Source organism: Aquamicrobium soli (assembly GCF_042646345.1).
Classification (GTDB): Bacteria; Pseudomonadota; Alphaproteobacteria; order Rhizobiales; family Rhizobiaceae; genus Mesorhizobium; species Mesorhizobium soli_A.
Genome location: NZ_JBHRTK010000001.1, coordinates 22,313 through 47,622 on the forward strand (window position 1 = coordinate 22,313; position 25,310 = coordinate 47,622).

Below are 25,310 nucleotides of genomic sequence, written 5' to 3' on the forward strand. Positions count from 1 at the left end.
CATTGATTTGCCTCAAGCGGCCTGCTTCTCGGCGACCGGCTTGCTGACCGTTCCCGTGGTCTTGGGCCCGGTGCCTGTCCCGGCTTTGCTGCCACTACTGCCAATCTCGATCTTGCGCGGCTTCATCTCTTCGGGAATCTCGCGCTGGAGATCGATCGTAAGCAAGCCGTTTACAAGACCGGCCTCGGTCACCTTCACATGGTCAGCGAGCTCGAAGCGGCGCTCGAATGGGCGTCCGGCAATGCCGCGATGCAGATAGTCACCGTTGTCTTCCGCCGTCCTCTCGCCCGAAACGATAAGCATGTTGGGTTCATGGGTGATGCGGAGTTCGTCTGGGCCGAAGCCCGCCACCGCCATGGTGACGCGATAGGTGTCTTCACCAGTCCTAGCGATGTCATAGGGAGGCCAGTTACCGGCGCTCGGCATCCGGCTGGCGTTCTCGAGCAGGTCGAAAACGCGATCGAAGCCAATGCTCGAGCGATAGAGCGGGGAAAAGTCGTATGCGGTTCTCATAGCCATATCCTCCGTTGTTGAGCAACATGGTACGAGGAGCGCCAAGGGCGCGGCGCTCCTTGACCTTGCCGACCCCTGAGGGCGTGGGCGGAATCGATCTGGGAATTCGCTTTCCGTGCGTCAAGGGGGCAACCGGCGGAGCCTTCCGCGACGCGAATTATCTTGCCCGTATACGAGAGTGCTTCCGCCTAACACCTTTCAGATTTGACAGGAAGAGGGAGCCGAGAGGGCGAAGGCCGGCGGCTGCCTGGATCGCATGTCGCGGAAATTGACCTGCTGGGCCCCGACGAGAACGATTGAGCGCTTGGATCAGGCAGGGGTGGTCGCGGTCTTGATGTTCCGCGCAGGGTCCCCATCTCCTCAAGAGATGCGCGTCGGTGACGCCATCCAATTACTTGCTCGTAAAAGACGTCAGAAAAAATGGAGGAAGTGATGAACGACGTTCAGTTTCCCGAACCTGTTTCCCTCAAATTCCCTACTGCGCAGCGCAATGTAGCCAGCACCTTCGAGGCACTGGAATGCCTCGAGCAGTACTGGCCCGAATGGGCGCGGGGGCGAAGCTGGCGCGCCGCGGAACGCGCCTGCCGCGATGCGCTGGATGGATGGCGCCGCCCCTGCGATGCACGCAAGGCCTTTCTCCAGGCCGCCAGGCGGGCCGGACTGGCTCCGTCCGCCGCGCGCGCACCCCGCAAGTCACGTCCGGTGCGGTTGATCGGCAACCTGCGGCCCGAAATCGGCCTTAGTGGATGGCGATGACACCGTCTACGGCACGCCATTCGGAAGGCTCGATGAGGCGATGGTGGGCGACGCGCACGGAGTGCAGCGCGCCCTCCAGCTCGCGCTCCCAATAGCCGAGGAAATCCTTCAACTCCGGAAAGTGCGGCGCCAGATCATACTCCTGCCAGACATAGAGCTGCAGCAAGCTGGGATGGTCGGGAAGATGATAGTGGATTTCGGCCGTGGTCAGGCCATAGCCTTCCATTTGCAGGCGGAATTCCCTGCTGACCGTGGTAGCCATATGTGTCTCCTCTGCGTGGCGCCTTTATGCGTCCAGACGATCAACGGTGCGTCGCCGATCATCTGACGCCGAAGAGGGTTCAGCCGCCCTGTCGAGCCGACATAGCGCGTCCATGATCTGGTCGAAGGAAACGGGCTTCGCGGCCCACAATGGCCGGCGCAATGCCGGAACGGATTCGACGGCGCAGGCGTCCGAGGCCCATGACGACAAGATCGCCCGCTTTTCCTGGAGATTGAGCGTTTCGTCCTTTACCACTTCGTCGGGAGACCTGAAATGCCTTGCCGGCGACGGCAGCCGGTCAAGCGCAAGGTCGGATGTTTCGGGAGCGAGAGAAGGGATGATCGGCGAGAGCGTTTGTCGGTTCATCTTGGTCCTCCGTCTTTCCAAAAAGCTCCTTTGTGCAGGGTTCTGTCTTTGCCAGCCTCGCGGGCGGCAAGGGTTTGGATAATCTTGGTCGACTGCTTGAAAAATTCAAGTGAAAATGCAAGGCCGAGATCCGATTAGGCGTATGTTTTCATGGCACTAGCACTCATCTAGTGCGAGTGCCAAAATTTTTGCGCCAGCCTCTTGAAACCCGAAATCGCTGAAACTAGCTCGATAGGCGCGCTATGCCCGAAAGGGGTTGCGCACCCCGTTCCGGTCCTGCCGGGCCGGTTCGGAGGGACCTCTCAAAATCTGTTTGTCCTGAAGGAGAACGATATGACGTTCCGTCCATTGCACGACCGTATCCTGGTCCGCCGCATCGAGGCCGATGAAAGAACGGCCGGCGGCATCATCATTCCCGACACCGCCAAGGAAAAGCCGCAGGAGGGCGAGGTCATCGCAGTCGGCCCCGGCGCGCGCGACGATAGCGGCAAGCTGGTCGAACTCGACGTCAAGGTCGGCGACCGCATCCTGTTCGGCAAGTGGTCCGGCACCGAGATCAAGCTGGACGGCGAGGACCTTCTGATCATGAAGGAAAGCGACGTGATGGGCGTGATGGAGCAGGCCGCCGAACTACAGAAAGCGGCCTGACGGGCGCTGATCCAATCAATTGGTCAACGAAAGCTGCCTATTCGAAGGAGTGATCCAATGGCTGCCAAGGAAGTGAAATTCCATTCCGACGCCCGCGAGCGCATGCTGCGCGGCGTCGACATTCTCGCCAACGCGGTGAAGGTGACGCTCGGCCCCAAGGGGCGCAACGTCGTCATCGACAAATCGTTCGGCGCGCCGCGCATTACCAAGGACGGTGTGACGGTGGCGAAGGAGATCGAACTGGAGGACAAGTTCGAGAACATGGGCGCGCAGATGGTGCGAGAGGTTGCCTCCAAGACCAACGACCTGGCCGGTGACGGCACCACGACCGCCACGGTTCTTGCCCAGGCCATCGTCAGGGAAGGCGCCAAGGCCGTCGCCTCCGGCATGAACCCGATGGACCTGAAGCGCGGCATCGACAAGGCGGTGGACGCCGTGGTCGCCGAGCTGAAGGCCAATGCCCGCAAGATCACCAGGAACGACGAGATCGCCCAGGTCGGCACCATCTCGGCCAACGGTGACGCCGAGATCGGCCGCTTCCTGGCAGAAGCCATGCAGAAGGTCGGCAACGAGGGCGTCATCACCGTCGAGGAAGCCAAGACCGCCGAGACCGAGCTCGAGGTGGTCGAGGGCATGCAGTTCGACCGCGGTTATCTCAGCCCGTATTTCATCACCAACCAGGACAAGATGCGGGTCGAACTGGATGAGCCCTATGTGCTCATCCACGAAAAGAAGCTCGGCAATCTTCAGGCAATGCTTCCCGTGCTTGAAGCCGTGGTGCAATCGGGCAAGCCGCTGCTGATCATCGCCGAGGACGTCGAAGGCGAGGCGCTCGCCACGCTGGTCGTCAACAAGCTGCGCGGCGGCCTGAAGGTCGCGGCCGTCAAGGCGCCCGGCTTCGGCGATCGCCGCAAGGCCATGCTGGAGGACATCGCCATCCTCACCGGCGGCACGGCGATCAGCGAGGATCTGGGCATCAAGCTGGAAAACGTGACCCTGCAGATGCTCGGCCGCGCCAAGAAAGTGGTGATCGAGAAGGAGAACACCACGATCGTCGATGGCGCCGGGCGCAAGGAAGAAATTCAGGGCCGCATCACGCAGATCAAGGCGCAGATCGAGGAGACCACCTCCGATTACGACCGCGAGAAGCTCCAGGAGCGGTTGGCCAAGCTCGCCGGCGGCGTCGCGGTGATCCGCGTCGGCGGCTCCACCGAGGTCGAAGTGAAGGAGAAAAAGGACCGCGTCGACGATGCGCTGCACGCCACCCGTGCGGCGGTCGAGGAGGGCATCCTGCCGGGCGGCGGCGTCGCCTTGCTGCGCGCCGTCAAGGCGCTTGACGCCCTGACCACGGACAACACCGACCAGAAATACGGCATCGACATCGTTCGCCGCGCTATCGAGGCGCCGGCTCGGCAGATTGCCGAAAATGCCGGTGCGGAAGGCTCGATCATCGTCGGCAAGCTGCGGGAGAAGACCGACTTCGCGTGGGGTTGGAACGCGCAGACGGGCGAGTACGGCGACCTCTACACTCAAGGCGTCATCGATCCGGCCAAGGTCGTGCGAACCGCGCTGCAAGACGCCGCTTCCGTTGCCGGCTTGCTGGTGACCACCGAAGCCATGGTGGCGGAGAAGCCGAAGAAGGAAACAGCGCCCGCCGTGCCCGCCGGCGCCGGCATGGATTTCTGAGGTAGTGACCGCATGGCCCGCTCCCGTCACCGGGGGCGGGCATCGTCAAGGACGGAGGGTATCATGGATTTGACGACCGGTACCGGTGCGATTCCGGCGCCGACCCATTTGCCGAGCGAGTTCCTCGCCTATGAAGCCGAGTGCCGCAAAACCTTGAAGCCGCTGCTGACCGGCTTGCTGGACACGGCTGAATCCGCCGGTTGGAACCGGCGCACGGCCGCCTCGGCGTTGATGTTCCTGGCCGCGCAGCACGTGACGGCGGCGCTGGAAGCGGCCAAGGCGGGTTGAAGCGTGCGCCGAGGTGAAGCGCTGAGGCCACCGGCTCGCCTAAAACTACTCGCGGGTGTGCCGCGCGTTCGCCGTGACGCCGTGCCTTTTGATTTCCAACAGGACATTGACCAGATATGGTTTCGGAGGCCCATCGAGGATCGGACCGATGCAGGAATACCTCGATCATAAGCTTGAATGTCCTTATTGCGGCACGATCCGGCTGCGCATTCCCGCGGTTACAACCGACTCGACCGAAATCAAATGCGATGATTGCGGCGAGCTTCTGGGGACCTGGGGCGACCTGCAGGACGATTTCGCCAAACAGGGCGGCCATGACGGCGTTTTTCGGCTGTCCAGCGGCAGGATCAAACGGATCGGATAAAGAACCCAACCCTGCAAGCCGCCTAAAGCGGTTTCATCGATGATCGAAGCGCAAGGTAGGTGCTTTCGCTCCCGGCGCGAACTATTTAGCTGCCGGCTGGCTGGGTTGCGTACCTTGCTGGTCTCCGCCGGTGCCGGTTTGCGGCGTCATATTTTTCTCCACCTTTGGGTTCTGATCGACTGGCTGGCTGTTCAAGGTGTCGTTCTTTTGCATATTGCGGTTGTTATTGTCGCTACATCCAGCGGAAGCGAGACATACTAATGCTACCAGTAGAACCCTAGTCATAACAAAGCTCCATTTGATGGCGCAACCCGGATTTCTTTCTAATCTTCTACCGGCAAAGCCTCACTGCCCTGTATCGCATTGAGAAGATCTCTCATCGCTCGCGCCGTATTGTACAGGCGCTTCTGCTCAAACCTTTTCGCATGGCGTACGATTAGTGCAACGCACCTCTCGCGCTCGGCGGCTGCGGCGTCGTCAAAACCCACTTGGAAATCCACGGCGGCTCTCTCCTACGAAGAGTCTTCAGTCGCAAAACGTAAAAGCTGTTCCAAGGTTGCATCTTAGATTCCGAGCCCCTCCGAGCCGGCGGGTGGGTATCAGCACCGCTCCAACAGGTCGAACTACACGGGCTCAACCACTGTTCGATCCTGATAATCAAACTGAGCGCAAACCACCGCCGCGATCGCCGTGTCTCTGCCATCATCTTCCAATACCGCGACGGAGCCCGCCGGCTCCCCCCAGAGTTCTGGAGCCGCAACGCAGCGTCCTGGAACCTATCAAGTCGATATATCTGCAACCCCGAACGCACGATCTGAGAACTGGTAGCAATCGCGATGAGGACGGGGACCTGATTTAAGTGATCGCCGCGTAACAAGCCCAAGCGGGTTGGTGGGTTAATTAAGGAATTCGCTGCCGTTCCTGCGATAGATGGCCTCGAGCATGCTCCCGAGCCATGCTTCGGTCCTGCCATGTGGGTTCCCGGCTTTGACTTCATGTATCGCGCGCTCAAGCGTCGATGCGACCAACCGGTCCGCTGCTTCAGCATCGCCCATCATAAGCCGGGCAGCCAGTCTTAGCTTAGGGAGAACTGATGCCACGTCGTCATTGTCGATGTCTTCGGCGGTTATCTGAGGGAAAAGGGCGTGAAAGACTAAACTCCTGTTCGCGGGTTTCAAAAGCCTCGGTATGCCCCGAAATCGCGGAGGAATGGCGATATCATTGTGACCTGTGTAGAAAACGAACGGAATGCCGCGCTTTTTAAGTTCGTCGGCCAGGCGGAAGACACGGTCGCTGCCAAGATTAATGTCGAGCACTGCTGCGTCTGCCTCGTCGATCCTTATTTTCGCTGCCGCAACCGTAGGGACGGGCCCAACCACGATGGCACCCATATTTTCGAAATACGAAGCGAGATCACTGGCGATAAGGTATTCATCCTCGACGATGAGGACGCGGCTGCCAGACACGCTCTGCATCATTTCCTCCCAAAGCGGCGATGTCGCGATCACCGCTGCTTTTCATCGAACAAATCAGGACGTCGGTTTTTTCGGCGGCAGGTGAACATCCGCCGTTGACGAACGGGGGCCAAACGAAATGGTTCCTGAACAACTTGGGCCAATGCCGGCAATAAAGTGGTATTTGCGACGATGGACCGAAGCCCACTGTCTGGTCCGGGCAGAACATGTGGCCGTTCGCGGGGCCCAATCTTCAATGCACGCTCTCGGTTCATCGAGCGCTTTAAATAAATGAGGCAAAGCCGTGCTGCGCCGACCGCCGTTCGCGAGCATCGGCTTCAGTTACGAGGTTGCGCCCTCACGTCCCACGCAGACATGGCAAAGTCAAAGCGCCGTTTGATGCACCCGGTGGTATAGGACGGCGCAGCCGGCGATGAGCGCCCGGTAGTGCGTAAGGAAGACTGTCAATGAGCATGAAAATGCTAGCGAGTCGAGAACGAGCCGGGAAAGTGCGGCTCCTGCCGAGCGTGATCATCGATCACTGTTTTGCAAGACGCTGGCGCCGAAGCCAATCCATGGCGGTAGCGTGGAAAAATGGCAGGTCCTTGTGATTCGAGATCGATGAGACGCGGTGATCGTTATAGAAGACGACCGGTTGCGGGGCCGTCCCTCTGGTCGGTGCGACGGTCGTCACCGCTGGAAAGCCCGATGACGCCGTCTTCACCGACGATCTGAGTTCGAGGAACCGGCTCGATCTTTATACGCGCCGCTCGAAGACCTACAAAGAAGGTTGTCGGCGGAACTATTTCGCAGAGACATGATGCAGCCGCCTTAATGCATAATTCCCGCGTCGGTAGCGGCAAGGCAGAACGGGCCGCTCAGCGGTCTCCGATTGGCGGGTTAAGAGCTCATAATTCGGACTTGCCAAGCTCTATACAAAACGGGAAGCTTCGCGTCAGCACAGCCCGCCATCGTTACCTTGCCTCGTCAATACCAGGTGGTAGTACAGATGTCTGATCCTGGGAACAAAAATGGCATCCATATCAATGCTGACCAAGCCGGACAGGACCGGATACCTCCGCGCATCGTTGTTGTCGGTGGTGGCTTTGCCGGCCTAGAGGTCGCAAAAGCATTGGGCAAGGTGGATATCGGTGTCACGATCCTCGACAGGCACAATCACCATCTATTCCAGCCTTTGCTTTATCAGGTGGCGACAGCAGCGCTGTCCGCGCCGGATATCGCCGAGCCGATCCGCAAGATACTGAGCCGCTACCGGTCCGTGCAGGTGATCTTCGGCGACGTCGTGGCAATCCAAACCTCCTCAAGGCAGTTGCTGCTGGCCGACGGGAGCGCCGTCCCATTCGACCTTTTGGTTCTGGCGACTGGTTCGAGACCGTCCTATTTCGGTCGCGACGACTGGGCGACCGTCGCGCCCGGGTTGAAATCGATCGAAGACGCCCGCACGATCAGGTCGCGCCTGCTGCTTGCCTTTGAACATGCTGAACGGACCAGCGATCCCGCCGAGCAGCGCCGCCTCATGACGATCGCAATCATCGGTGGCGGCCCGACAGGCGTCGAGCTTGCCGGGAGTATTGCCGAACTTAGCCGCTATACGCTCGCGCGAGATTTCCGCAACATACAGCCGGAAAAAACCAGAATCCTGCTGATCGAGGCCAGCGATCGGCCACTGCCGGGGTTTGCTCCCGAGCTTTCGGAGTACGCACTGCGCCGGCTGAGACGGCTCGGTGTCGAGGTCATGACCGGAAGGCGGGTAGATGCGATTGAGCCGCACCAGGTATCCATCGCCGGCGACCTCATCCCGGTTGGTCTGACTCTCTGGGCCGCAGGCGTTTCCGCCTCGCCGCTGGCAGCGCAACTCGGCGTCGAACTCGAGCGCGGCGGCCGTGTGAAGGTGGCGCCGGACCATCAGGTCGTCGGTTGCCCGGGGATTTTCGCACTCGGTGACGTCGCGCTCTTTATTGACGAAAGCGGGAATCCATTGCCTGGCCTGGCGCAAGTGGCAAAGCAACAGGGCATCCACTTGGGACGGGCATTGGCCAATCAAATACAGAACGGCGAGGAACTCCCCTCATTTGTCTACAAAAGCAGAGGCAACACCGCCATTGTTGGACGCCACGCCGCTGTTTTCGAGACGGGCCGGCTGAAGCTCAAGGGGTGGTTCGCCTGGGTCGCGTGGGCCATGATCCATGTTTATCTCCTGGTAGGTTTCCAGCATCGCGTCCAGGTTTCGATTCAGTGGCTGTGGCGTTACCTTACCTACGAGCGCGGTGCTCGGCTGATCGCCGAAGAGCGCGACGCGCCGCTTCGCTAAGCGGCGCAAGATCTGACATCATTGTCGCCCGAGGAGTTCAGCCAAAACCCGGTTGTGTCCACGATTTGACCTCGAAAAGCGTAAAAAGGCATACTCTTGTATTTTCTCCGCGGAGCGCAGCCAAGCCACGGGAGCTGGGGGATACCGGCTAGTTCCGATGATTTCTTTTTAGAATCCGCCTTTAACCGCCCACCAGCGTCCGACGACGCGCGTTCTGGCGGGTTTGAACAGAGCCGTGCGAAGCAAAACAAAGCTTTGAGGACGGGTGCGTGGAGTTTGGCCGAGTCATCCCGGCGTGCGCCTGACCGCCGCGTCCAAGTAATCACCGATGACGAGCTCGGCCGGCCTTATTTCCGCGCGGAGCCTATAGCGGCAGAGGCCGCCGCGGGAGACTAGCGGAAGAACAGATTATGGATGACGTGCCGTGAAGCTACGAAACCGATCATGCAGCTGTGAGAGAATTCCTTGGCTGCCTTCGTGGGTTGGACGGCCCTCCAGCGCGCCCGGTTTGCATCCTACTGCCCCAGTTGAACACGTAGGCAGCGCCCTCACCACCAATGCCCCGCCTCAACAAAAAGCCGCTATGGGTCGTGTTCGGGCACCAGCGGTCTAGCTTCTCTTTGCGCAGCAGCCAAGCTACACATGACGAATGTCGACGCTCTCGTTCTTATTGCTGTTCCTCTCGACGTTCGCTTTCATAGCAGGCGGCAGCGCGGCTAAATCCTGGGCGCTATCTGATAACAATTGGGGTCTGCTCGTACTGACCCTCGCTCTTTATTCCGCCGGCAACCTTATCATGCTTCGCCTGGTTCGAGACTTGGGAATGGGCGTTGCCTTGAGCCTTTCCGGCTTCGTCCAGTTGCTGGCGGTAAATGTTGTCGCTTTTTTCATTTTTGGCGAGTCCATCGCGCCTTTGCACGCCGCAGGGCTCGTCCTTGGTATCGTGGCCGTAGCCCTTATGACGTACCCGGTCTAGGGCAATACTGCCTTCCCGGAGTGGCCTAACGGCTGCTTTCATTCTCTCGAAACAGCCAGCCTACGCGCTTGTGCTCGCTTCTTCCAAGTGGAGATTGAAGTGGTCCGCCAAATCTAGATAGTTATTGAGCCGCTCTGGCCGGTCGAACAACATAGTTTCAGCTCGCTCTTCCATGGCGTGGGAGCGCAACAATTGGACAAACTATTCACGGAATACTGCCATCCATGGCTATGGTTATAGGTTAGTCGAAAAAAGCCGCGGACCGACGCGGGGACGATTCCGATCGCCCTCGAATACCAAGCGGGACGCGGGCCGTGATGCTGTTTGAAACACAAAAGAGACCGCACGGTCTACGCCGAAGTAATGGGCGCTTAGGCCGATCAGACACCTTCCGGCGGGTGCAAACGAGGAGCAAGCTGGCGCGGTTGGAGGGAGTTGGCGACGAGGAACTTTTTGACCAAGAATACACCTCAAGTAGGCTGAAAAGGACCTCCGAAGTATTGACGAGTAAATCCCGGAGCGCGATGGGCAAGAAGTGCAAATCTGACCTGGGGACAAAGAGCCAAGAGACCGATGTCTTCAATTGTCTCCATGCCATGAGCGAAGAGATGGGTCGCATTGATGTTGCGGAAGACAAGCTCGGCGCGCCATGAGCAATCCAGATGCTCGCTTAGACGCTATCGCCGCAAGTGATTTGTCTTCCGCAGCGATCCTGGCGGCCCTGCTGGGTATCCTAGGAGCGAAAGGTATCCTGTCCGACGAGGAAGTCCGAGAGGTCTACGAGCAGGCATTATACCTGCTCGAGGAGCATCAGAGCGACGAGCCCGGGGCACAGCCGATCTACGAAGCCGCTCGAGAAATCCTGGAGTCGCAGTTGCGCCCGGACGAAGGGTGACGGAGGCAACCGGCCTGCCATGGACAGAGAGGAGGGGGAATACCGTGATCCGAAACCGTAGATGGCTGTGCAGCGTTCAAACGGTACTGGAGGGCCGCCTCGCGTTACAGGACGGTGTGTTGCCGTTGGTAACGATCGTTCATAAGACACGGCTTGTGCCTGCATCCTATGCTTGGTGAACCGTGATCTGTTTTGAATGGTAACAGGAGGTCTCCATGACATTCGCCGCGCACGCATGTGCCACTTGACGTCCAGTGCAACGCCTCCTGATCGAAGCCGCTCCTGATACTGCACCTTGACTGGACAACCGTCCGCCTATGGCCTGGTGACGCCGGAAATAGCGCGGAACCATAGCGGCTAGCACACGTTGCGACTTATCGAGCGTTTTCGAAGGACTGGCGATATGCCCAAAGAACTGTCCCGCAAGGAAGAGCAACGTGGGACCCGCGACGTCATCCTGTGGGGCGTTTCAGTTGGCCTCTTGCTCTGCATCGCAATGTTGGCGTTGTTTCTTTTATGGCCAGGTCAGTCAGAGACCTCCCCAAACATAAACGACGGAGACCAAAACTCCGGTGTCAATGTTCCATTGGACACGGCCCCGCCCGTCGGGACCGAAAAGGACGAGGAAAACGGTGGGACAAAATTCAAGAGTGGTACCGACTGATCATTCGCCTAGGTCAGCCTTCTGTGCGTAAGCTCGTTGGTGCCATCGTTCGCCTTTTTATCTTGCCTGGCGACTTTATCTCTGACCGGCTCGGCGTCTCCCAGGAGGAAAATCGCGGACTGGTCCGCATGCAGATTAATTCCCTCTTCTGGGCCTTCGTCGCCATCCTAGGATTGGCGGCATGGACCTCAAGATTGCCCTTATACCAGTAACCTTAGCTACGCGAATGAGCGCTAGGTCGCGCGAACGCTGGAGCGCGGATTTGATAATTTTGATCGTCGGCACTGATGGGGGCGCCTGGAACATGCTCGGCTCATTGAGGTTTGAGCGGGATAGATGGTCGAGGGAACTGTCATGGCTACCACAGGTCGGGCTGTCTATGATTGATCTTGCACAGTCCCGACTCGCACATTGTCGGCGAAATAGCTGGAGCAATGCGGCATGAATATCCTCGTGACAGGCGCAACGGGCCTCATTGGCTCTGCGATTTGCGCGCGGTTGACAATCGAGGGCCATCACGTAGTCCGCATAAGTCATCGTCAGTTGGTCGCATCGTCCGTTCCAACAGTCGCGGTCGATATGAGTCAAGCTGTGCGGCCCCAGGATTGGATCTCGCATCTGGATGGTATCGAAGTCGTCGTGAACTGCGCCGGCGTTTTACAAGATAGCGCTCAGGAAAGTACGCACCACGTGCACGCCGAGGGGGTCTCGGCTCTTTTTCTCGCGTGTGAACGCGCAGGGGTCCGTAAAATCATCCACTTCTCAGCGATAGGTGCGGACCGCGAGCAGCCGTCTGCTTTCTCAGTCAGCAAGATCGAGGGCGACAAGACGCTCATGACGCGAGCCCTCGACTGGGTGATATTGCGTCCGTCGGTCGTGCTTGGCCGGCCGGCTTTCGGCGCAAGCGCGCTCTTTCGCGGGCTTGCTGCCTTGCCCGTCCTGCCGCTCATGCCCGACACCGGCCGTCTTCAGGTCGTCCAACTCGACGACGTGGTCGCCACTATCCTGTTCTTCATCCGACGCAACAGTCCGTCACGCCTAGCGCTTGAATTGCCGGGTCCCGAAGCGCTGAGTGTGAGCGAGATCGTCCAGCGCTACCGCTGTTGGCTGGGATGGAGGAGAGCGCCTGAATTCCTCCTGCCCGGCCCGGTCGCCGGGCTCCTCTATCGCCTTGGCGATCTTACCGGCTGGCTCGGCTGGCGGCCACCTATGCGTACGAACGCGGCTCGGGAAATCAGTCGCGGAGCCACGGGCGATCCGGCGCCATGGATGGCGTTGACGAGCATCACGCCGAAGGACCTAGACTTCGCATTTACCGCGGCACCCGCAACGGTCCAGGAACGATGGTTCGCTGGATTGTATTTTGCCAAGCCGGCAATCTTCTTTGTGCTTCCCTTCTTCTGGATCATGACCAGCGTCGTCTCACTGACGACGGGTTGGCAGAACGGCGTTGCATTGCTGGTTGGCACGGCCGCTGAAGGGTTGGCTAAACCGGCTGTTTTCGCTGGAGCGATCGTTGATGCCAGCATTGGGATGTCGATCGCTTGGCGTCGGACGAGCCGGATTGGCCTTTGGGGTGGGATCGCCGTCTCCTTGTTCTATGCCGCTGCGGGAACGATTTTGCGCCCCGATCTGTGGAACGAACCGCTGGGACCGTTCCTGAAGATCCTACCGATTCTTACTCTTCACTTTGTCGCGCTAGCGATCCTGGAGGAACGCTAGTGGTCTATTTCCTGCTCAAATATCTGCACGTCATTGGCGCCGCCGTGCTTCTCGGAACAGGCGCCGGCATAGCCTTCTTCATGCTTCTGGCTCACCGCACTGGAGATTCGGGGACGATCGCGGCAGTCGCCCGTATCGTTGTCATCGCCGATTTCCTGTTCACAGCGACTGCCGTCGTCGCACAGCCGATTACCGGCGTCGCTCTCGCATGGAACGCAGGTTATTCCTTGTGGGTCGGCTGGATCGTCCTGTCGATCCTCCTCTACGTTCTCACGGGGTTGTTTTGGCTTCCCGTCGTGTGGATGCAAATGGAAATGCGCGATCTCGCTGGCCGGGCCGCAGCCATCGGCCAAGTCCCACCGCAACGTTATCATTGCCTGTTCCGGCTTTGGTTCTTCTTCGGCTTTCCTGCTTTCGCTGCGGTTCTATCCATCCTTTGGCTCATGATCACCCGACCTATTATTCCTTGGCTCGACACCTGAACGTTCCACCATGTCTGTTGCATGGACCGGTACAGGCAGGGGCACCTGCGTCGACCGAAAAGCCGCCGCCCTCACCGACATAGGAACGTACAAGAGGACAGCCGCAGGAACATTCCTGTGATCAAACGGTTCGATAGGGCGCGGCGTGCCGAAAAGGCAAAGAGCCGGAGGTCTTGATGCTGGTCCTGCGACAACTCGGAATCTGTCTCGCAATCCTCATAGCCGTGACCCCGCCGGGACGTGCGGGCTCTATCCAGCCTCCTGCGTCCGCTGCACCCGAGGACGACGGGCAGTGGGCGATGCCCGCGAAGAATTTCGCCAGCACACGCTATAGTGAGCTGAGCGAAATCAACCAGCACAATGTGGGCAACCTACAGGTCGCCTTCACTTTTTCGACTGGCATCGATCGCGGCCAGGAAGCGTCGCCCCTTGTAGTCGCCGGCACGATGTACGTGCTGACGCCCTATCCCAATATTCTTTACGCGCTGGACCTCACCAAGCCTGGCGCACCGGTGAAGTGGAAATACGAGCCCAAGCCGGAGGCCGCCGCTCAAGGGGTGGCATGCTGCGACGTCGTGAACCGTGGCCCAGTCTTCGGCGACGGGCGCATCTACTACAACACCCTGGACGGCCACACGGTGGCCATCGATGCGACGACCGGCGAGGAAAGCTGGAATGTCACGCTCGGCGACATCAACATCGGCGAGACGATGACGATGGCGCCGTTGTTCGCTAAGGGCAAGATCTTCGTGGGAAATTCCGGCGGCGAGATGGGCGTGCGTGGCTGGCTTCAAGCGCTCGACGCCGCAAGCGGCAAGGTGGTGTGGAAGGCGTGGGCAACCGGACCCGACAAGGACGTGCTGATCGGGCCGGATTTCCACCCGTTCTACAAGATGGACCAGGGGAAGGATCTCGGCGTAACGAGCTGGCCGCCGGATGCCTGGCAGCATGGCGGCGGCAATTCCTGGGGCTGGATTTCGTTCGATCCCGACCTGAACCTGATCTACTACGGCACGGGCAATCCCGGCCCGTGGAATGCCGATGCGCGCCCCGGCGACAACAAGTGGACCGCCGGCATCTTCGCTCGCGACGCCGACTCCGGCTCGGCCAAATGGTTCTACCAGTGGAGCCCGCACGACCTCTATGACCATGACGGCATCAACGAGCAGATCCTGCTGGACATGGACTGGCAGGGCAAACCCCGCAAGGTGCTGGTCCGGCCGGAACGCAACGGGTACGTCTATGTGCTCGACCGCACCACCGGCGAGGTACTCTCTGCCAGGCCATTCGCCGCCGTCAACAGTTCGACTGGCGTCGACCTAAAAACCGGCCGCCTCCAGATGAATCCTGACAAAGCGCCTGTCACCGGAAAAGTGATGCGTGACATTTGTCCGGCCGCGCCAGGAGCGAAAGACTGGAACCCCTCGGCCTTCTCGCCGAAGACCGGTTATCTCTACATACCTCATTCCAATCTGTGCATGGATTTGGAGGGTACCGAAGCCAACTACATTTCGGGCACGCCCTATGTCGGGGCTGAAGTCACGATGAAGGCGGGACCGGGCGACGGCCATCGTGGCGAGTTTTCAGCCTGGGACATCGCCAGGGGAAAGGAAGTCTGGACCATCAACGAGCGCTTCCCCGTGTGGAGCGGCACGCTGGTGACGGCCGGAAACGTCGCCTTTTACGGCACGATCGAAGGCTGGTTCAAGGCGATCGACGCCACGAGCGGGAAGGCTCTTTGGCAGTTCAAGACCGGCTCCGGAATTATTGGCCAGCCGACGACCTATCGTGGTCCCGATGGGCATCAATACGTGGCGATCCTGTCGGGTGTCGGCGGCTGGTCGGGGGCGATCGTCGCAGCCGAGCTCGACCGCCGCGACAAGACCGCCGCGCTCGGCTTCGTGGGCGCCATGCAGGATCTCCCCGACGCCACTACCAAGGGAGGAACCTTATATGTCTTCCGGCTGCCTTGAACGACCTCCTAAGGGCACCAGGACACGACGCCGGCCCGCAATGGCGCGCCTGCTCTGGATGCAAGCCATGGTTACCGTCGCCATCGCCGTCCCCTGCCCTGCCTCCGCGTTCACTCTTCGGGTCTGCGCTGATCCGAATAACCTGCCTTTCTCCAATCAGGCCGGAGAGGGGCTCGAGAACAAGATCGTCGCTATCGTCGCAAGCGAATTGCACGCACAGGTCGTCTACACATGGTGGGCGGAGAGGCGGGGATTTATCCGCGAAACGCTCAATGCGGGGAAATGCGACCTTGTGCCGGGAACGCTCTCCGGCATGGACATGCTGCGCACCACTCGTCCCTATTATCGTTCGGCCTATGTTTTCGTGACGCGTGCTGCGGATCGGCTGACGATCGGCTCGCTCGACGACCCGGTCTTGCGCAACAAGAAAATCGGCGTTCAGCTCATCGGCGACGACGGCGCCAATTCGCCGCCCGCCCATGCGCTGGCGCAGCGTGGATTGGTCGACAACCTGCGAGGCTATCCCATTTACGGCGACTACGCAAATCCTTCCCCCGGTCGCGCGATTATCAGTGCTCTCGACCGGGGCGACATCGACATCGCTGTCGTTTGGGGGCCAACCGCCGGCTATTTCGCCCTCCAGGACCCCCAGAAACTGGATATCACCCCGGTAGCGTCCTCCCCGGATCAGTTCCTCCTGCCCATGGTATTCGACATCGCCATGGGCGTGCGCAAGGACGACGAGGCGCTCAGGGACGAGATCGAGACTGCGCTTAGCCGCCGGCGTGCGGATATCGCAACCGTGCTCAAGGAATACAACGTGCCGCTCGTCGTGAGCGGCACAAAGGAGCCAAAAAAGCCGTGAAAGCGACCGCCCCTCTGCTCAGCCTGCTGCTGCTTCTGTCAGCGTGTCAGCGCGAGGAGCGGCCCCTCGAATCGCCTCTCCCACGCAGCGAGAACGACGACCAGATCACCATGTCGAGCAACCATCCCGGATCAGGCGGACCGCAGGCGGCAACGTCGGGCACGGCGAGTAAATACGATAAGAGCGCCTACCAGGTTGCCGAAGGCAAACGCCTCTTCGCCTGGTTCAATTGCAGCGGATGCCATTTCAACGGCGGTGGCGGCATGGGCCCGGCGCTCATGGACGACAAATGGATTTACGGCTCCTCGATCGAGAACATCGCCGCATCGATCCGCGAAGGCAGGCCGAACGGAATGCCCACCTTCCGCGGCCTCATTCCAGAGGAGCAGATATGGCAGATCGCAGCATACGTGCGATCTCTGGGCGGCAATGTTTCGAAAGACGTAGCGCCGTCCCGCAACGACGATATGAATCCTCACCCTGCAGAAAACCGACTGCGCGCGCCCGAAAGGCTCCATACGGCTCCCGCGCTCCCTACTTCGGGAGAAGGAAAGCCATGAAGGTGTCGCGCCGGTGGCTCTGGATGCCGTTTCTTGCGCCGTGGTTTGCCGGATGCCGCGACTGGCAATCGGCTCTCGAGGTACACGGCCGGAACGCCCGCACGGCGCTTTCGCTCATTTGGACTTTCACGGCGGTTTCGGTTGTTGTCTGGGTGCTCGTAATGCTCACGCTGGGCTGGGCTCTCGCGCGCCGCCGTCCCGCTGCGGAAGCCGCGAGAGCACCGCTTGAAATGGACCTATCGCGCGAACGGCGATTGACGCAACTAGTCGCCGGCGCCGTGGCGATCACCGTAATCGTCCTCGTCATCCTGACCACGGCAAGTTTCTTCGCAGGCAGGTCGATTGCGGCGCTGACGGGAACTGAGGCGCTGACCGTCCGCCTTACAGGCAATCAATGGTGGTGGGAAGTCAGATATCAGGATGCTGATCCAGCGGATATTTTCACAAGCGCCGATGAGATTCACATACCGGCCGGAGAGGCCGTGAAGGTCGAACTGCAATCGAACGACGTCATCCACAGCTTCTGGGTGCCGGCGCTTGCCGGCAAGCGCGACCTCATTCCAGGCAGGCCGAGCGAACTGACCATCATGGCGGACAAGCCGGGCGTGTACCGGGGCCAATGCGCCGAGTTCTGCGGTTACCAGCATGCTCACATGGCACTGATCGTGGTCGCACACGAACGCAAGGATTTCGAGAAGTGGCGCAGTGCACAGCTTGCGCCGGCCATCTCGCCGGCCAACGAGGAGCAAAGGAGAGGCCAACAGGTGTTCATGTCCCAGGGCTGCGTGATGTGTCACACGATCCGGGGCACCCAGGCGGGTGGCACGACCGGACCAGATCTTACCCATGTGGCCAGCCAGCGCGGAATTGCCGCCAACACCCTGCCGATGACGCGTGGCGCACTCGCCGCCTGGATCGCCGATCCTCAGGCTATCAAGCCCGGCAGCAAGATGCCGCGGGTCGACCTCAATCCTGACGATCTCAACGCCGTGGTGGCCTATTTGGGGGGCCTGAAATGACCCTCGAGGCGCTCACCGCCGCCGATCCTGGGCATACGGAGCGGCTAAAGGGAATCCGCGACACCGGGCTCGATGACGCCACGCTGCATGATTTCCTCGCCGAAACGTGGAAAACGCCGAAAGGTCTCTACGGTTGGATCACCACCGTGGACCACAAACTGATCGGCCGTCGTTATATCGTCACGGCGTTCCTGTTTCTCGTGCTGGCCGGACTTGCGGCCATGGTCATGCGCTACCAGCTTGCTTCACCGGAAGCCGGCCGCATCGGGCCTGACCTCTACGACCAGCTCTTCACCATGCACGGCACCACGATGATGTTCCTGTTCGCTGTGCCCGTGATGGAGGCGTTCGGGGTCTACCTGGTCCCGTTGATGATTGGCACGCGCAATATTGCCTTTCCTCGCCTCAACGCCTTCTCCTACTGGGTCTACCTCGGCGGCGGCCTGATGATCTGGATCGCTTTTGCGCTCAACACGGGTGCGGACGCAGGCTGGTTCAACTACGTACCGCTGGCCGGGCCGGAATACGGCGTCGGCAAGCGGTCCGACTTCTGGGCACAGATGGTGACCTTTACCGAAGTCGCAGCTCTCGCTGTCGCGGTCGAGATCATCGCGACCGTCTTTAAACAGCGCGCGCCGGGCATGACGCTGGATCGCATTCCGCTGTTCGTCTGGTCGATCCTGGTGACGGCCTTCGTCATTTTGTTCGCGATGCCCGCCGTGATGGTGTCCAGCACCATGCTCATCCTCGACCGGCTGGTCGGCACGCATTTCTACAACCAAGCGGAAGGCGGCGATCCACTCCTATGGCAGCACCTGTTCTGGTTCTTCGGCCATCCGGAGGTCTATATCATCTTCATCCCGGCGACCGGGTTTGTCTCGGCGATGCTGCCCGCCTTCGCCCGCCGCCCGGTTTTCGGCTATCTCGCCATCGTGCTGTCGTTGATCTCGATCGGCTTCCTGTCGTTCGGTTTGTGGGTGCACCATATGTTTGCCACCGGCCTGCCCCAGCTCGGGTCGAGCTTCTTTACTGCCTCCTCGATGATGATCGCAATCCCGAGCGGCATTCAAATCTTCTGCTGGATCGCCACCATTTGGGGCGGCAAACCTGTCTATGCCACGCCGATGCTGTTTGTGCTTGGTTTCATCTTTACCTTCGTCATCGGCGGGCTCACTGGCGTCATGGTGGCCTCCGTACCGCTCGACCTGCAGGTACACGACACCTACTTCGTCGTCGCCCATTTCCACTATGTGCTGGTGGGTGGCGCCGTCTTCCCACTTATAGGCGCGGTGTACTACTGGTTCCCCAAGATCACGGGCCGAATGCTTTCCGAGCGGCTCGGCCACTGGAATTTCTGGCTGATCTTTGCCGGCTTCAACGCCACCTTCTTTCCGATGCACCTGCTCGGCCTGCAGGGTATGCCGAGGCGCGTCTACACTTATCCGCTCGAAAGCCCATGGGCAGCCACGAACCTGTTTGTCAGTTTCGCTTCGGTTGTCGTCTTCACAGGCTTTGCGACGCTGGTGCTCAATGTAGTTCTGAGCCTACGCAACGGGCGGATCGCCGGTGACAATCCTTGGCACGCCAGCACGCTCGAATGGGCGACCACATCACCGCCGCCGGCCTACAACTTCCTGCGCTTGCCGGCTGTCACCCATCGCGAGCCGCTGTGGGCAGACCCCAAGGTTCTGCCTGTCGTCGAGGGCCTGCGTGTCGACGCGCGCGAGGTGATCTCCGGCACCATGGCCGATGCGGTTCCAGAAATCCGCGAGCCTTCCGCCGACAATTCGATATGGCCGTTTCTTGCAGCGCTGGCAACGGGCGCGGCCTTTCTGGCATCGATTTTCACGCCTTGGGCGGTGGTCTGGGGGGCCATTCCCGTGGCCGTTACGATGATCGGCTGGTTCTGGCCGAAGGGTACGCCGGAGGACGAGGAATGAGGCGACGCGTTATTGCAGATGTCTCGCATCTGCCCACCTACGATTTCGGGTCGGGCAGTCCGATGTGGTGGGGAACGCTGGCAGTCGTCGCGCTCGAAGGCATGGGCTTCGCGCTGGCCATCGGCACCTATTTTTATCTCTGGTCGCTGGCGCCCGATTGGCCGCTCGAGGCGCCGCCGCCAGACCTGCTGCCCGGGACGCTCATGCTCGCCATCCTTCTGGCCAGCTTGGTCCCGAACCATCTGACCTCGCGGTGGGCGCATTGGCAGAACATCGCAAAGGTGCGCGTCGGCATGGTGGTCATGTCACTCGCCGGCGTGCTGCCACTCATTGTGCGCATCTGGGAATTTCCGGCACTTAGGATTTCATGGGACGAGAATGCCTACGGCTCGATCGTATGGTTCCTGCTCGGCCTTCATACGACCCACCTGCTGACGGACGTCGGCGACACGATCGTGCTGACGGTGTTGATGTTCACGCGCCATGGCCATTCCGGCAAGCGCTTCAGCGACGTCTCCGACAACGCCTTTTATTGGGATTTCGTCGTCGTCTCCTGGGCGGTGCTGTATCTCGTCATCTATTGGTTTCCGAGGATGTGATGGCTCATGCCCTTCGCAACGGCGTTTCCTGGGCCGGCCTCGCCGCTGGGCCGACCGCTTGGGCGCTTTCGTTCCAGGCCAATTATTCGATCGTCCACTGGCAATGCCTTTCGGATTGGCACCCGGCGTCGCTTGTAAGCGTCCTAGCAATGGTCGCAGCCCTAGCCGGGGCCTTTCTGTCCTGGCGCGCCTTGGCCGATGGCAGCCACGGCGTCACACCGCCGGAAACGGCGGAAACGCGCCGCTTCCTTGCCGGCGTATCCTGCGGCATCGGCATGCTCTTCGCTCTGGTTATGGCAATGCAATTTGCAGCCGGCCTGATCTTCGGCGGATGCGAACTATGAGCCCGATCTTCGATTTTCTTCGCTCCGGCCTTTCCAGCGGGGTCGGCCATTGCTTCGGCGGCGCGCTCGTCTTCGGCTGGACCTTCGACCTTCCCGCCACCGCTCCTCTAATCCTCGTGGCGGCGCTCTATGCGACCGGCGTTGCCCGCCTTTGGCGGCGCGCAGGCTACGGTAGAGGCGCAACGGTGATCCAGACCAGATGCTTCGTCGGCGGCTGGCTGATCCTGGCGTCGGCTCTGATATCGCCTTTGCATGAAGCGAGCAAAACAGTTTTCACCGCGCATATGATCGAGCACGAGCTGATCATGGCGGCGGCCGCGCCGCTTCTGGTCCTTGCCCGCCCCTTGCCCGCGATGCTGTGGTCGCTGCCGGCGGGCTGGCGCCGAACTTTGGGCCGGATACCCAGGAGCGGTCTTTTCCCGGCATTCTGGCGTGAACTCACGACACCCTTGATCGCGACGATCGTCCATGGCTTGGCAATCTGGCTGTGGCATGCGCCGCCGCTGTTCGAAGCCGCGCTCGCCCACTCGCCGGTGCATTGGCTGCAACACTTTTGTTTTCTATTCTCGGCGCTGCTGTTCTGGTGGGCGCTGTTCTTCAGTCCGGCCAGCCGCAAAGGCTACGGTGGCGCGATCGGCCATCTCTTCGCGACAGCTGGTCACACCGGCCTGCTCGGGCTGCTTCTGCTCTTTTCCCGGCATATCTGGTTCCCGATGCAGGGAATCGGTTCGCTGGCCTGGAATCTGGCTCCTATCGAAGATCAGCAGCTTGCCGGCCTGGTTATGTGGATACCCGCTGGCCTGATCTACGCGGGAGCAGCGATCGCGCTGGCTGGGTTGTGGATTTCGGGCAGCGGCAGACAGAAGGAGACCCATCGTGTCTACCGTCCGGGCTAGAGTGTTCTGGCTGGCGGCCTCGGCCCTGGCTGCCGGCGCCGCTTTGCTGGTCTTCCGTTCCAAGAAGAGGCATGCTGCCCATCCTGCTTCACCGCCACCCGATGAGTTGGCCGGTCGCGGCCTGGCTGCGCTGGGCATCGTGCTTGTCCTTTGCCTTACGGCTGCCATTGGCGCGCCAATGCTCCTGCGGGCGCAGGCTGCCGCCGGGCGGGAACGATGGGCGGCCGCCATTACTGGTGGGGACCCCGCCAGGGCGCCCGTGTTGATGGTGAGGAACGGCTGTGCAGGATGCCACGTTATTGCAGGCGTGCCTGGTGCACAGGGCCGCACCGGCCCGGAACTGGCCGGAATGGGTCGGCAGAAATTTATCGCCGGCCTTCTGCCGAACACTCCCGAAAATCTCGCCGCGTGGATTCGAGACGCCCGCCGCTACGACGCACATACGGCCATGCCAAGTACTTTGATCAGCAAGGCGCAATCGCGGGACATCGCGGCCTATCTTTACACAATCGGCCGCTGAGGATGTATGATCCCAAGGTTGAAAACTGCCCCCTCAAGACCTGGTATATCGCAGCGCGCGATCAGCAACGCCGCAGCACGGTTGCGGCATCAACCGCGTTTTTGATCCCTCTGCTGCTTTGATGCTTCCATGCCGCTGAATATACGAATTTGGCGGCGGGCGCTCTGCCCCGCCAGAATTCGGATCGCCGTCCGCTGCGGCAGAGCGCGTTTCCAATGCTCGATGTTCTCCTGGAAGGCCAAGGCATTCCTTTGGCAAGCGCCAAGGAGGTGGCCGTATCGTGGTCTTTCTGCCTGCCAGACCTCACAAGGTCAATAAATCGGAGCACGCGCTCGGCACGACGCTCCTCCTGATTAATCCCGTTCGTGTCCCGGGTCGAGCCGCCGGAGCGCTGGCGGCGGCCTGTGTGCCAACGACCCAGTGCAGGACCGTCTTGACGGTGACAGACGATACGCCGGCCGCCAGAGGCCTCGTTGTCTCGCGCCGGAGCAGCCTTTACTATCCGAGCGTCGCGCCGCTTGGGAGGTTGTGTCGGCTGCTTCAACAATTTTCCGCCCGGGTTCGACCGCTCCTGTCCTGCCGTCCCGCTTCGCACGGGAACAACTGCTTCTTCTGCAGGTTCGGCGTCGAAAGGAAGGAATTCCCGTGGCCGAAAGCAAGCACTCTTGGGGTATCTCTGCCGAAGAGCTCCAGCCCACACAACGCCTGAAGGGAAAGGCGCAAGAGGCGCGCAGAAAAGCGCTTAAGCTTGGGCCGGTAGGCGCTGGACGCTCGTTTGCCAAGCCTGGCCCTCGCCTGCCAGTTGGAAGACCCATCCGTGCGCGGCTCGCGTAACCCCAAGTTATCCGAGCCGACTCGGCCTTCACCGGACGATCGCAAAAGAGGAAGCGGAGCGGTCGGGGTCCTCACCAAAATCGGCACGCTCACCGCTCGTCCCTGGTCGTTCTTGATCCTCTTGGCTTATGCGGGCGCATGGCTGATTGTTGACCGGCACAGCCTTAACTGGCACGGCGCGGCTACGTTGGCAACTTGGGCCATGACCTTGTTTATTCAAAGATCGGAGCACCGAGACACACTGGCGCTCCAAGCGAAATTGGACGAACTGTTGCGGGCGTCGGGGTCGGCGCGCAACGAGCTTACCAAGATTGACGAGCAGGAGCCGGAAGAGATTGAGCGGCACCGAGACGCCGAGCGGCGATGAGTGACCGGCCGGCTGCTCGTCCCCCCCACCGGCGTCTTTGGAACGATCTTGCCCGCCAGAGTTACGGTTACCGAGAAAAGCCACCGCTCGAGCGACATCATTGGTCCTTCGCACCAATCTTGTTGCCCACTCCGGCTAATCGGGCAATCCCCCTGGCAGTGTCCGGGGCTGTCCGAAATCCGCTGCGGTTACTATAGTCACGTAATGGTTTATTACCGCGACCATGGGTTGCGGCACTTCTTTTTGCAGCAGTAAGATCAATCAGTGTGATTGCAGCGACCGCAGCAAGAGCGAAACAAAGGTTCTGCCTCTTGGAATTGTCTCTCCGGTAAGCGGCACAGAGCGCGGCGATGTCAAGAATGTCGCCACCGAAACGGCTCCATAGACCTGCGGTCCTGCTCACTGACAGGGATGTCATGCCTGCCGCGAGTTCACGGACTCCGAAAGCCCGGATGACGTTCTCCCTTCCTCGAGTGCCGAGCATGCGTGCCAGCGATGGCGCCGCGAAAAGTTCGGCTAACCCTAGAGCCAAGGAAAACCAACCCAGGCCATCTGCTACCAAGTCTGGTGTAGGACGGACCGATGGACCGACTTTCAGCACCTTTGGGTCGCTCGCGGATCTGGTAAGGTTTGCTGCACGCCTCAGTATGTTCATGATTTCACCCGCCTCAAGTCGTAAGCACGACTTTGATGCAACTGTCCTGTTTATCCCGGAAAACTCGATAGAGTTGGGGCCCGTCCGCCAGATCGGCTTTGTGGGTAACCACGAAGGACGGATCGATCTTTTTGTCTTCGATGAGCCGCAGGAGTTCGTCCGTCCAACGGTTCACATGCGTTTGTCCCGTCCGGATGGTGAGGCCTTTGTTCATGGCGAGACCGAAAGGTATGTTATCGACCAGGCCACCATAGACGCCAGGGATCGAGAGCACGCCACCAGGCTGGCAGACATAGATCATCTCGCGTAACACGTGGGGGCGATCGCTCTCCAACAAGGTTATCTGCTTGAAGCGGTCAAAGAGCGTATCCGGCTGTCCGAAGCCGACATGGGATTCCATGCCGACAGCGTCAATGCATTTTTCCGGCCCCTCGCCATCGGTCAGATCGTTCAATCGGGCGACTACGCTTTCCGTTGAAAAATTGATGGTGACGGCGCCGCCAGCGGCTGCCATGGAAAGCCGCTCCGGGAGATGATCGATGGCGATGACCTGCTTGGCGCCGAGCAGAATGGCGCTTCGGATCGCCATTTGCCCCACCGGACCGCAGCCCCAGACTGCCACGGTGTCCAGTGGGCCGATTTCGCATTGCACAGCCGCCTGCCACCCGGTCGGGAAAATATCCCCCAGGAAGAGCAGCGTTTCATCGGGGATGCCTTGCGGCACTTTGATATGCGTCTTGTCGGCGAATGGAACCCGCAGGTATTCGGCCTGGCCACCCGGATAGCCCCCCGTCAGATGTGTATAGCCGAACAAGCCTGCCGTGGTGTGGCCGAATACTTTGTCGGCCAGGTCCTTGCGTCGGTTGGTCCTGCGGCAAAGCGAGTAGTTGCCTTGCCTGCATTGCACGCATTGCCCACAGAAGATAGTGAAGGGCACAACGATGCGCTCGCCCTTCTTGAGCGCTTGGTTGACACCTGATCCGACCTCGACCACCTCCCCCATCATCTCGTGCCCCATGATATCACCGGGCATCATGGCGGGGATATAATTGTGGTAAAGATGAAGGTCCGAGCCGCAGATGGCACAGCTCGTCACCTTGATGATGGCATCGCGCGCATCCTCGATTTCTGGGTCCGTGACCTCGTCACAACGTATGTCTTCTTTCCCGTGCCAAACAAGTGCGCGCATGGGCTTTCTCCAGTTCCGACCCAGCCAGCCGAGCCGCTCCAGATAGCAGAGGCTCGTCCGTCAGATGGAAAACGACGTTTTCCCTGTAGTCGGCTTCAAACCGGCTTTGCACCTATATGTTCCCTGTCCATTGCGTTCGGA

At 60.3% G+C, this 25,310-nt stretch carries 26 protein-coding genes; 21 read left to right on the forward strand and 5 right to left on the reverse strand.

Annotation, left to right across the window (positions count from 1 at the left end; translation table 11 throughout):
- Positions 1-12: 12 nt before the first annotated feature.
- A complete protein-coding gene (locus tag ACFOHJ_RS00120) occupies positions 13-513 on the reverse strand; it encodes an Hsp20 family protein (protein WP_378218021.1) in 501 nt (166 codons plus the stop codon).
- Positions 514-945: 432 nt separating this feature from the next.
- Between ACFOHJ_RS00120 and ACFOHJ_RS00125 the strand changes: the two genes are divergently transcribed.
- Positions 946-1,269, forward strand: a complete 324-nt coding sequence (locus ACFOHJ_RS00125) for a DUF982 domain-containing protein (RefSeq protein ID WP_378217282.1) — start codon at positions 946-948, stop codon at positions 1,267-1,269.
- Here ACFOHJ_RS00125 and ACFOHJ_RS00130 read toward each other — a convergent pair.
- On the reverse strand, positions 1,253-1,531 hold the full coding sequence (locus ACFOHJ_RS00130) for an usg protein (protein WP_378217284.1): 279 nt from the start codon (positions 1,529-1,531) through the stop codon (positions 1,253-1,255). The two genes, ACFOHJ_RS00125 and ACFOHJ_RS00130, sit on opposite strands and share 17 nt — an antisense overlap.
- Positions 1,532-2,230: 699 nt before the next feature.
- Here ACFOHJ_RS00130 and groES point away from each other — a divergent pair.
- The 5 genes from groES to ACFOHJ_RS00155 all read left to right on the forward strand — a co-directional run bounded on the left by groES (position 2,231) and on the right by ACFOHJ_RS00155 (position 5,144).
- Entirely contained in the window at positions 2,231-2,545 is a 315-nt protein-coding gene (groES, locus tag ACFOHJ_RS00135) for a co-chaperone GroES (protein ID WP_378217286.1), read from the forward strand.
- 57 nt (positions 2,546-2,602) lie between these two features.
- Positions 2,603-4,231 (forward strand): chaperonin GroEL, encoded by a 1,629-nt coding sequence (gene groL, locus ACFOHJ_RS00140; RefSeq protein ID WP_378217288.1) that lies wholly within the window; start codon positions 2,603-2,605, stop codon positions 4,229-4,231.
- A gap of 63 nt (positions 4,232-4,294) precedes the next feature.
- A complete protein-coding gene (locus ACFOHJ_RS00145) occupies positions 4,295-4,519 on the forward strand; it encodes a hypothetical protein (protein ID WP_378217290.1) in 225 nt (74 codons plus the stop codon).
- A 148-nt stretch (positions 4,520-4,667) separates the two neighbouring features.
- Entirely contained in the window at positions 4,668-4,883 is a 216-nt protein-coding gene (locus ACFOHJ_RS00150; protein WP_378217292.1) for a hypothetical protein, read from the forward strand.
- Positions 4,884-4,922: 39 nt separating this feature from the next.
- Positions 4,923-5,144, forward strand: a complete 222-nt coding sequence (locus ACFOHJ_RS00155) for a hypothetical protein (RefSeq protein WP_378217294.1) — start codon at positions 4,923-4,925, stop codon at positions 5,142-5,144.
- Positions 5,145-5,779: 635 nt separating this feature from the next.
- Here ACFOHJ_RS00155 and ACFOHJ_RS00160 read toward each other — a convergent pair.
- The gene (locus ACFOHJ_RS00160; protein ID WP_378217296.1) at positions 5,780-6,391 is read right to left on the reverse strand and encodes a response regulator; all 612 of its coding nucleotides are present in this window, start codon (positions 6,389-6,391) and stop codon (positions 5,780-5,782) included.
- A gap of 955 nt (positions 6,392-7,346) precedes the next feature.
- Here ACFOHJ_RS00160 and ACFOHJ_RS00165 point away from each other — a divergent pair.
- The 14 genes from ACFOHJ_RS00165 (at position 7,347) to ACFOHJ_RS00230 (ending at position 22,124) form a co-directional block, all read left to right on the forward strand.
- Positions 7,347-8,669 (forward strand): NAD(P)/FAD-dependent oxidoreductase, encoded by a 1,323-nt coding sequence (locus ACFOHJ_RS00165; RefSeq protein ID WP_378217297.1) that lies wholly within the window; start codon positions 7,347-7,349, stop codon positions 8,667-8,669.
- A 649-nt stretch (positions 8,670-9,318) separates the two neighbouring features.
- Positions 9,319-9,645, forward strand: a complete 327-nt coding sequence (locus ACFOHJ_RS00170) for a hypothetical protein (protein WP_378217299.1) — start codon at positions 9,319-9,321, stop codon at positions 9,643-9,645.
- A 649-nt stretch (positions 9,646-10,294) separates the two neighbouring features.
- Positions 10,295-10,540: a hypothetical protein gene (locus tag ACFOHJ_RS00175; protein WP_378217301.1), complete on the forward strand. Its 246-nt coding sequence runs from the start codon at positions 10,295-10,297 to the stop codon at positions 10,538-10,540.
- Positions 10,541-11,645: 1,105 nt separating this feature from the next.
- Positions 11,646-12,926 (forward strand): SDR family oxidoreductase, encoded by a 1,281-nt coding sequence (locus ACFOHJ_RS00180; RefSeq protein WP_378217303.1) that lies wholly within the window; start codon positions 11,646-11,648, stop codon positions 12,924-12,926.
- The gene (locus ACFOHJ_RS00185; RefSeq protein WP_378217305.1) at positions 12,926-13,408 is read left to right on the forward strand and encodes a DUF2269 family protein; all 483 of its coding nucleotides are present in this window, start codon (positions 12,926-12,928) and stop codon (positions 13,406-13,408) included. Before ACFOHJ_RS00180 ends, ACFOHJ_RS00185 begins: the two co-directional genes overlap by 1 nt.
- A 176-nt stretch (positions 13,409-13,584) precedes the next feature.
- Positions 13,585-15,381: a methanol/ethanol family PQQ-dependent dehydrogenase gene (locus tag ACFOHJ_RS00190; protein WP_378217307.1), complete on the forward strand. Its 1,797-nt coding sequence runs from the start codon at positions 13,585-13,587 to the stop codon at positions 15,379-15,381.
- A gap of 67 nt (positions 15,382-15,448) precedes the next feature.
- Positions 15,449-16,246: a substrate-binding domain-containing protein gene (locus tag ACFOHJ_RS00195; RefSeq protein WP_378217309.1), complete on the forward strand. Its 798-nt coding sequence runs from the start codon at positions 15,449-15,451 to the stop codon at positions 16,244-16,246.
- Positions 16,243-16,806 carry a c-type cytochrome gene (locus ACFOHJ_RS00200; RefSeq protein WP_378217311.1) on the forward strand — a complete coding sequence of 188 codons (564 nt, stop codon included), beginning with the start codon at positions 16,243-16,245 and terminating at the stop codon, positions 16,804-16,806. Before ACFOHJ_RS00195 ends, ACFOHJ_RS00200 begins: the two co-directional genes overlap by 4 nt.
- Positions 16,803-17,825, forward strand: a complete 1,023-nt coding sequence (coxB, locus tag ACFOHJ_RS00205; RefSeq protein ID WP_378217313.1) for a cytochrome c oxidase subunit II — start codon at positions 16,803-16,805, stop codon at positions 17,823-17,825. The genes ACFOHJ_RS00200 and coxB overlap by 4 nt, the downstream gene beginning before the upstream one ends.
- Entirely contained in the window at positions 17,822-19,765 is a 1,944-nt protein-coding gene (gene ctaD / locus ACFOHJ_RS00210) for a cytochrome c oxidase subunit I (protein WP_378217315.1), read from the forward strand. Before coxB ends, ctaD begins: the two co-directional genes overlap by 4 nt.
- Positions 19,762-20,364, forward strand: coding sequence for a cytochrome c oxidase subunit 3 (locus tag ACFOHJ_RS00215; RefSeq protein ID WP_378217317.1), 603 nt, complete (start codon positions 19,762-19,764; stop codon positions 20,362-20,364). Before ctaD ends, ACFOHJ_RS00215 begins: the two co-directional genes overlap by 4 nt.
- Positions 20,365-20,555: 191 nt before the next feature.
- Positions 20,556-20,708 carry a hypothetical protein gene (locus ACFOHJ_RS00220; RefSeq protein ID WP_378217319.1) on the forward strand — a complete coding sequence of 51 codons (153 nt, stop codon included), beginning with the start codon at positions 20,556-20,558 and terminating at the stop codon, positions 20,706-20,708.
- Positions 20,705-21,604, forward strand: a complete 900-nt coding sequence (locus tag ACFOHJ_RS00225; RefSeq protein ID WP_378217321.1) for a cytochrome c oxidase assembly protein — start codon at positions 20,705-20,707, stop codon at positions 21,602-21,604. Before ACFOHJ_RS00220 ends, ACFOHJ_RS00225 begins: the two co-directional genes overlap by 4 nt.
- Complete coding sequence (locus tag ACFOHJ_RS00230; RefSeq protein WP_378217322.1) at positions 21,585-22,124, forward strand: c-type cytochrome; 540 nt, start codon at positions 21,585-21,587, stop codon at positions 22,122-22,124. The genes ACFOHJ_RS00225 and ACFOHJ_RS00230 overlap by 20 nt, the downstream gene beginning before the upstream one ends.
- 89 nt (positions 22,125-22,213) lie before the next feature.
- Here the strand turns inward: ACFOHJ_RS00230 and ACFOHJ_RS00235 are convergent, their stop codons facing one another.
- Positions 22,214-22,366 (reverse strand): hypothetical protein, encoded by a 153-nt coding sequence (locus ACFOHJ_RS00235; RefSeq protein ID WP_378217324.1) that lies wholly within the window; start codon positions 22,364-22,366, stop codon positions 22,214-22,216.
- Between the two features lie 533 nt (positions 22,367-22,899).
- Here ACFOHJ_RS00235 and ACFOHJ_RS00240 point away from each other — a divergent pair.
- On the forward strand, positions 22,900-23,325 hold the full coding sequence (locus ACFOHJ_RS00240) for a low affinity iron permease family protein (RefSeq protein WP_378217326.1): 426 nt from the start codon (positions 22,900-22,902) through the stop codon (positions 23,323-23,325).
- A gap of 668 nt (positions 23,326-23,993) precedes the next feature.
- Here ACFOHJ_RS00240 and ACFOHJ_RS00245 read toward each other — a convergent pair.
- Positions 23,994-25,169 (reverse strand): zinc-dependent alcohol dehydrogenase, encoded by a 1,176-nt coding sequence (locus ACFOHJ_RS00245; protein WP_378217328.1) that lies wholly within the window; start codon positions 25,167-25,169, stop codon positions 23,994-23,996.
- Between the last annotated feature and the right edge of the window lie 141 nt (positions 25,170-25,310).